Source organism: Pseudanabaena cinerea FACHB-1277, assembly GCF_014696345.1.
In the GTDB taxonomy this organism is placed as follows: domain Bacteria; phylum Cyanobacteriota; class Cyanobacteriia; order Pseudanabaenales; family Pseudanabaenaceae; genus Pseudanabaena; species Pseudanabaena cinerea.
In genome coordinates this window covers 1-5575 of record NZ_JACJPY010000150.1, presented here as the reverse complement: position 1 = coordinate 5575, position 5575 = coordinate 1, and the positions used below count along the sequence as shown (strand labels likewise).

9 protein-coding genes and 3 pseudogenes are annotated in these 5575 nt (G+C 40.6%); all 12 read right to left on the bottom strand.

The annotated features are described in order from the left end of the window. Window positions 1-176: 176 nt before the first annotated feature. Entirely contained in the window at window positions 177-407 is a 231-nt protein-coding gene (locus tag H6F44_RS22135) for a DUF4926 domain-containing protein (RefSeq protein ID WP_242016708.1), read from the bottom strand. 4 nt (window positions 408-411) lie between these two features. After that, the gene (locus tag H6F44_RS22130; RefSeq protein ID WP_190353249.1) at window positions 412-744 is read right to left on the bottom strand and encodes a DUF6883 domain-containing protein; all 333 of its coding nucleotides are present in this window, start codon (window positions 742-744) and stop codon (window positions 412-414) included. 83 nt (window positions 745-827) lie between these two features. Beyond that, on the bottom strand, window positions 828-1187 hold the full coding sequence (locus tag H6F44_RS22125) for a DUF5615 family PIN-like protein (RefSeq protein ID WP_190353248.1): 360 nt from the start codon (window positions 1185-1187) through the stop codon (window positions 828-830). Continuing rightward, complete coding sequence (locus tag H6F44_RS22120; RefSeq protein ID WP_190353247.1) at window positions 1184-1393, bottom strand: hypothetical protein; 210 nt, start codon at window positions 1391-1393, stop codon at window positions 1184-1186. Before H6F44_RS22120 ends, H6F44_RS22125 begins: the two co-directional genes overlap by 4 nt. Window positions 1394-1600: 207 nt before the next feature. Next, window positions 1601-1738: pseudogene (locus H6F44_RS24185) on the bottom strand (DUF433 domain-containing protein); the annotation flags it as partial. Window positions 1739-1803: 65 nt separating this feature from the next. Further along, window positions 1804-1962 (bottom strand): annotated as a pseudogene (locus H6F44_RS24180) (type II toxin-antitoxin system VapC family toxin); the annotation flags it as partial. Then, complete coding sequence (locus tag H6F44_RS22110) at window positions 1962-2165, bottom strand: hypothetical protein (RefSeq protein WP_190353245.1); 204 nt, start codon at window positions 2163-2165, stop codon at window positions 1962-1964. The pseudogene H6F44_RS24180 and the gene H6F44_RS22110, both read right to left, overlap by 1 nt. Before the next feature lie 94 nt (window positions 2166-2259). Then, the gene (locus H6F44_RS22105; RefSeq protein ID WP_190353244.1) at window positions 2260-2481 is read right to left on the bottom strand and encodes a hypothetical protein; all 222 of its coding nucleotides are present in this window, start codon (window positions 2479-2481) and stop codon (window positions 2260-2262) included. A gap of 15 nt (window positions 2482-2496) precedes the next feature. Continuing rightward, complete coding sequence (locus H6F44_RS22100) at window positions 2497-2721, bottom strand: hypothetical protein (RefSeq protein WP_190353243.1); 225 nt, start codon at window positions 2719-2721, stop codon at window positions 2497-2499. Next, window positions 2702-2857, bottom strand: a pseudogene (locus H6F44_RS24175) (BrnT family toxin); the annotation flags it as partial. The pseudogene H6F44_RS24175 and the gene H6F44_RS22100, both read right to left, overlap by 20 nt. A gap of 251 nt (window positions 2858-3108) precedes the next feature. Then, complete coding sequence (locus H6F44_RS22090; protein ID WP_190353242.1) at window positions 3109-3438, bottom strand: hypothetical protein; 330 nt, start codon at window positions 3436-3438, stop codon at window positions 3109-3111. 202 nt (window positions 3439-3640) lie between these two features. Then, the gene (locus H6F44_RS22085) at window positions 3641-5185 is read right to left on the bottom strand and encodes an NAD(P)H-quinone oxidoreductase subunit N (RefSeq protein ID WP_190353241.1); all 1545 of its coding nucleotides are present in this window, start codon (window positions 5183-5185) and stop codon (window positions 3641-3643) included. Between the last annotated feature and the right edge of the window lie 390 nt (window positions 5186-5575).

Below are 5575 nucleotides of genomic sequence, written 5' to 3'. Positions count from 1 at the left end.
CTAGATAGGTCATACTTACTATGACTTGACCTATCTTTTTTATCTTAAATCCTCAAATCCCCATCTACTCATACTTCCCATATCTTTTGTCGCCCCGTCAGACTTTCTTCACTTAATAGTTTTTCGATGTACGACTCTAAATGAACTAGTTTTACTACACTTAATCGATGCAGTTTTTATAGGATTTCCATCTCTTTTTGCCATTGTTCAACAGAAATAATTTGCGATTCTGCGACTTCGACTGTCACATTTGGGATATTAAAACCTTCAAGACTATAACCATCTTGTTGTAATTCTGTCATGGGATAATGCTCGACAACAGTAGCAACAGAGCCACGTTTGAGTTTATACGCGGGTATATCTTGCAATAGCACAACTTCAGAAAATAAAGGAAATTTAGGTTTCATATATTTACTCGTGATCGCTTGAGCGTTTAGGAACCAAGGTAACAAACTTTGCTTGTTGATTTGTCAGCATCCAGATAGTAGTCACTTCAAGTTCTACTCCATTAACTCCTTTTAGGGTTGCATCAATTCTATACTTACTCCCGTAGATTGTTGTTTCGACAAATTTGGCAGGTTGTGTCAAAATTTGCGCTCTCAGGTCAATTTCTAGATGTTGCCAATTTTCTAATGTGTAACCAGCTTTCTGAAGAAATTGTGATTTATCATCTTTTGGCAAAAGCACCAAGAGATATTTTGTCAATTTTTCTTCGGCGATCGCTGCGTTTATGGGCAGAAGCATAACTTGATTTCGCAAACTATTACTGATTATAGCTTTTGGTAATTAAATTGGGATAACACCTAATGCGATCGCTTATACAACGTTTAAAAAGGAATCCAACCTATTTTATCGATCCATTCTTCGGCTTCAGAAACTTCCCAAATTAGATTTAATTCTTCAGCAGCTTTGCTGAGCGGCAAGTTTGGACGTAGCCAAAATAAGCCCCAAGTGTGTCTACCCGATGACCAATGATCGTTTAAGTGTGAGGGCATACTTTTTCGATTATCTGTAATCAGTAATCTTTTGGACATTTCTAAATAGATGAGAATTTCAGGATCGAGTGTTCCTAAAGTTGGCATATTTTCTTCACCGACTCGCATGATGTCTATTTTGGGGTTAAGCCTTAATAGTGCAGATTTCAACTTTGGCGGAAGATTTTCGTCAAGTAAAAAGCGTATTTTCATGACAAGGCTAACAGTTCCTTTTTTGCCTGTTTCTTAAGCGATCGCACCCTAGCGATCGCTTCTAACGGTTCTTTTTTCAGCCATTCTTGATAGTGCTGTTCCTGTGACTGTTCTATGCGGAACATATAATCATCAATTTGAGTGCGATTAGCTAAATAATAGGTAATTACGCCATAGATTTTTTCTAGGTTTAAGCTTGGTGGCACTGGTTCCGCCCAGTGAGGAAGTAAAAGCCAAGCATAGCAAGGGTTATGGTTTTAATTAAAAGAATCTTGTATGGCAGTAACCTAACACAAAAACAGGGTGTACAGGCACTTTTTGCTCAAAAACCACGTTAACCAGCTTTGACAACAGATTCCTACACTCCTTGCTGAATAAGACTTTCTGCTCCTCATTGGGCGGAACCAGTGCCAGCTTGGTAGTTCTTCTAGAATTTCTTCGGGACTATAGCCGCATAAATAGTATTTGATGACATCTTGGATGCCAATACGATGACCTTTGATACGGATATCATCTGGGTTTAGAAAGTCGAAATAGTCTTCTAAAAGCATAGATATTACCTCTTCTACGTGAATGATATTTTAGCTCATCTATGCGATCGCCACCTTTATTCTTGTCAATCTTCAAGTTTCAATCCTTCAACAAGCTCAATTTCTCTAGTGTTGTGGGTTACAAGGATAAGATTATTGGCTAAAGCGATCGCCGCAATCTGTAAGTCATAGCTTCCAATCGGAGTTCCCAGCTTTTGTAATTTGGTGCGTATTTGTCCGCAAATTAGGACTGGAGTTCTCTTTCTAACGGTTCTCCTTGCCATGATCCAAATGTACTCAGAAATCGCTGTGACCATTGGCGCTTTTGAGTCTTCTGGACAATTTGATACACCAATAAAATATCTAGTTTTTCTCCTGAATGTTCAGGAAGTTGTATTTGGAGTATGCCTTTTTCATCAACTTGGGCTGTCGTTTGGATTGTTTGCATTGTCTTGCTTCCTAACATAATTGCTAAGTAAAAAGTGTATTTTCATGAAATAAGTAAAAGTTCTTTTTTACCTGTTCTCTATGCGATCGCAGCTTCAGACTTTCTGCCTTTGAGAAATTTGGATGAGTAACCGCAGGGCTTCGTTAACTGAGTCACTGGTGGGGAAGGCTTGTGCAACGTCAGGATCGAGCAAGACTACATTTGTGTCTGTTCTGTAGCGTTCAACGTATTTGCCTCTAACGCCACCTTTCATCTTGCTAAAGTCATATTCAGCAAGCATTTCGTCGTCTAATTCGTGATTATTCTCCATCTGCATAAAATTCGGCTCATTTCAGGTTGCTTTTGGCATTGATGCGATCAAAGCTCTTAGCACTTTATTAACCGATTCAGTAGTTGTAAAAACCTGAGCTACATCCTCATCTAAAACGACTGTTAACTTTTGCGTCTTGTGAGCGACTGCAAATCGATTAGGCTTTGCTTTCTGGTAATCAAAGTGATACTCAGCTAAAAGTTCATCTTCAGGATTTTGTATTTGGTCAGAGGGAGTTTTGTTCATAATCCTCACGTTCCTTGCGGTTAGCTAGACGGGTACTAATGATACGAATACTATTAGCACGTTCTGTGAATACGACTAATAGCAATCGATTTCGTTGAGAATGACCGATAATGATTTCTCTCGACTCATCTATGTTTGATTCAAAACTGGCATTATTTTAAAGCTTACAGTTAGGGGGCGATCGCTAAGTAAAAAGTATATTTTCATGAAATAAGTAAAAGTTCTTTTTTTACCTGTTCTCTATGCGATCGCACCCTAATGATCGTTTCTAACGGTTCTTTTTTTAGCCATTCTTGATAATGCTGTTCTTGTGAATGATCTAGACAAAATGTATATTTATTAATTTAAATGCGATAACTTTCTATCCCAAAACACATTGTTCAATTTTTATTGGATATTCCAACCAGTGTAGGCTTGAACTACACCAACAAGTGTATAAACAATCCCTACACCTAATAAACCAGCAAAAACAACATTGAAACTGGTAATGACTGTTAATATAAGTCCAAAGAACATAGCCATATAACCCCACAAAATCCTTTCTTTGCCCTGCTGTTTAAATACGTTCTTTCTATACTGTACACCCACTGAAATTAAATATTCAGCATCAGTAATGCTTATACCATAATGAACAAGTGTAGTCACTATTTCTGTCTTTTTCTTTTTGTCGCGTAGTGCAGTAAATATCAAGTTTAATGCCTCTTCATCAGTAATCATAACAATAATTTCACAACTTTATTGTAGTTTTCAAGTTAACGATAAATTAATAATGTAGATTTTTTATATTCAATCATCTGCGATCATTTCAAGATCTATAACTTCAATTTTGCTGTAAGTGACTCAAGGAAAAAGCTAATCAAATACTCTAAAGTTTGGCACAAAAAAAGGGCGCTTTGCGCCCTCTTAACTTTTATTCTGCTTATTGTACAGTTGTCAAAACTGCTACTGACTTTGCATTTGGAGCTTTAGCTTGGAGAAACTGGGTTTCTTGGACGGCTTGATTGGAGAGGGAGAAGAGAGGATTAGAGGCAATACCAGCGATCGCTGTGAAAATAAGCGTAATCACGATCGCGGCTTGGAGGGGCTTCATGCCAGTTTGAGTCCAAGTAATGGCGGGGTAATTCTTGATGGACTCGGACATCTCTTGAGGTTCCTTGACTACCATCATCTTAACGACACGGATGTAGTAATAAAGGGAAACCACACTCATGACTAGGGCTAGTAAAACTAAACCGTAAGCTTGAGCTTGCCAACCTGCCCAGAAAATATAGAGCTTACCGAAGAAGCCAGCGAGGGGAGGGATACCACCAAGGGATAGCAGGCATACACTGAGGGCGAGAGTTAGTAGGGGATCTTTTTGGTATAAGCCACTGTATTCGCTGATTTGGTCTGTACCTGTGCGCGATGCGAATAGGATCACACAGGCAAAAGCGCCCATGTTCATGAATAGGTAAAGGATCAAGTAAAACAGCATACTAGCGTAACCTGCTTCGCTGTCGATGGTCATGCCGAGCATCACGAAACCTGCTTGACCGATGGAGGAATAAGCCAACATCCGTTTCATACTGGTTTGCGCGATCGCCACCACATTACCCAAAACGATACTGAGTACAGTTAGTACCACAAACACATAGTGCCATTGTTGGGAGGCGAGGGGGAAAACGGTAATCAAAAATCTGAGGGCTAAGCCAAAACCAGCCACCTTAGAGCCAATGGATAGGAAGGCAACGACTGGGGTTGGTGAACCTTCATAGACATCGGGTGTCCATTGGTGAAAGGGAACAGCCGATAGTTTGAAAGATACACCTGCAATCACGAATACCATCGCGATAATCAGCGCCGTATTGCTAATCGTGATTTTAGATGCGATCGCTGATAGGGCAGTTTCGCCACCCGATAGTCCATAGAGCAGAGACATCCCATATAAGAAGATGGCAGAACTGGCGGCTCCCACTAACAAATATTTAAGGGCGGCTTCGTTAGAACGGGGATCGCGCTTGGTGTAACCCGACAGCAAATATGAGGAAATACTGAGAGTTTCGAGGGATACAAACACCATCACCATCTCATCGGCTCCCGTCAGGAACATCGCGCCCAAGGTGGCACTGAGCAGAATCACTAAATATTCGCCCACAACTACGCCCGACTGCTCTAAGTAGCGTATCGATACGAGGATCGTTAGCAACGAAGATAGGGCGATAATGCCACGAAAAATGATACTGAGCTTATCGCCGTTGAAACTGCCGAGAAAGGCGATGGGGCTTTCTAAGCCAGTCCATTGCCACACCAACGCGCCTGTGGCGGCGGCTAAACCTGCGATCGCAATATTAGGAAGAACATTGGCAGACTTGCGCCCCGAAGCGATCAGATCGATGATCAATACGAGGACCAATGTGCCGATGACAATTAGTTCGGGCAGAATTGCACCAGTATTGAGCAGAGCATTGAGACTTGCTGTATCCATACTTAATTTATGATTTGTTTCTTTGGCAATTGTATAGCAAAAGTAGATTCACTCTAATTTTCGTGTTTTGCATAGCCATGAAAAGCATAAACCTAGAAATGATGGCAGAAATGACAGCGCCTAGCACCACAACGCTAATTTTTGAGTGGGAAGGAATATCCTTATGGAGTAAAATATGCTTGCCAATAGTTTAGATTCCCGCTTGAGGCTCTATTTATGAGACTTTGCATCAATCCCGACTGTAACGGCGATCGCCAGAATATAGACATGGCAGAGGCTTGTATATTCTCTGAGGGGGTGACAAAGACATCTAAAACGTAGCCGTGACAAGCTGCATAGCCCTCTTACCTCGTTGATAGTAGGTTAACTTATTGGGAGCTAGTTTCAATA

Bases quoted from the DNA above. Each gene is read 5' to 3' on its own strand.
- H6F44_RS22135 (WP_242016708.1), bottom strand. From the start codon at position 407: ATGAAACCTAAATTTCCTTTATTTTCTGAAGTTGTGCTATTGCAAGAT.
- H6F44_RS22130 (WP_190353249.1), bottom strand. From the start codon at position 744: ATGCTTCTGCCCATAAACGCAGCGATCGCCGAAGAAAAATTGACAAAA.
- H6F44_RS22125 (WP_190353248.1), bottom strand. From the start codon at position 1,187: ATGAAAATACGCTTTTTACTTGACGAAAATCTTCCGCCAAAGTTGAAA.
- H6F44_RS22110 (WP_190353245.1), bottom strand. From the start codon at position 2,165: ATGCAAACAATCCAAACGACAGCCCAAGTTGATGAAAAAGGCATACTC.
- H6F44_RS22105 (WP_190353244.1), bottom strand. From the start codon at position 2,481: ATGCAGATGGAGAATAATCACGAATTAGACGACGAAATGCTTGCTGAA.
- H6F44_RS22100 (WP_190353243.1), bottom strand. From the start codon at position 2,721: ATGAACAAAACTCCCTCTGACCAAATACAAAATCCTGAAGATGAACTT.
- H6F44_RS22090 (WP_190353242.1), bottom strand. From the start codon at position 3,438: ATGATTACTGATGAAGAGGCATTAAACTTGATATTTACTGCACTACGC.
- H6F44_RS22085 (WP_190353241.1), bottom strand. From the start codon at position 5,185: ATGGATACAGCAAGTCTCAATGCTCTGCTCAATACTGGTGCAATTCTG.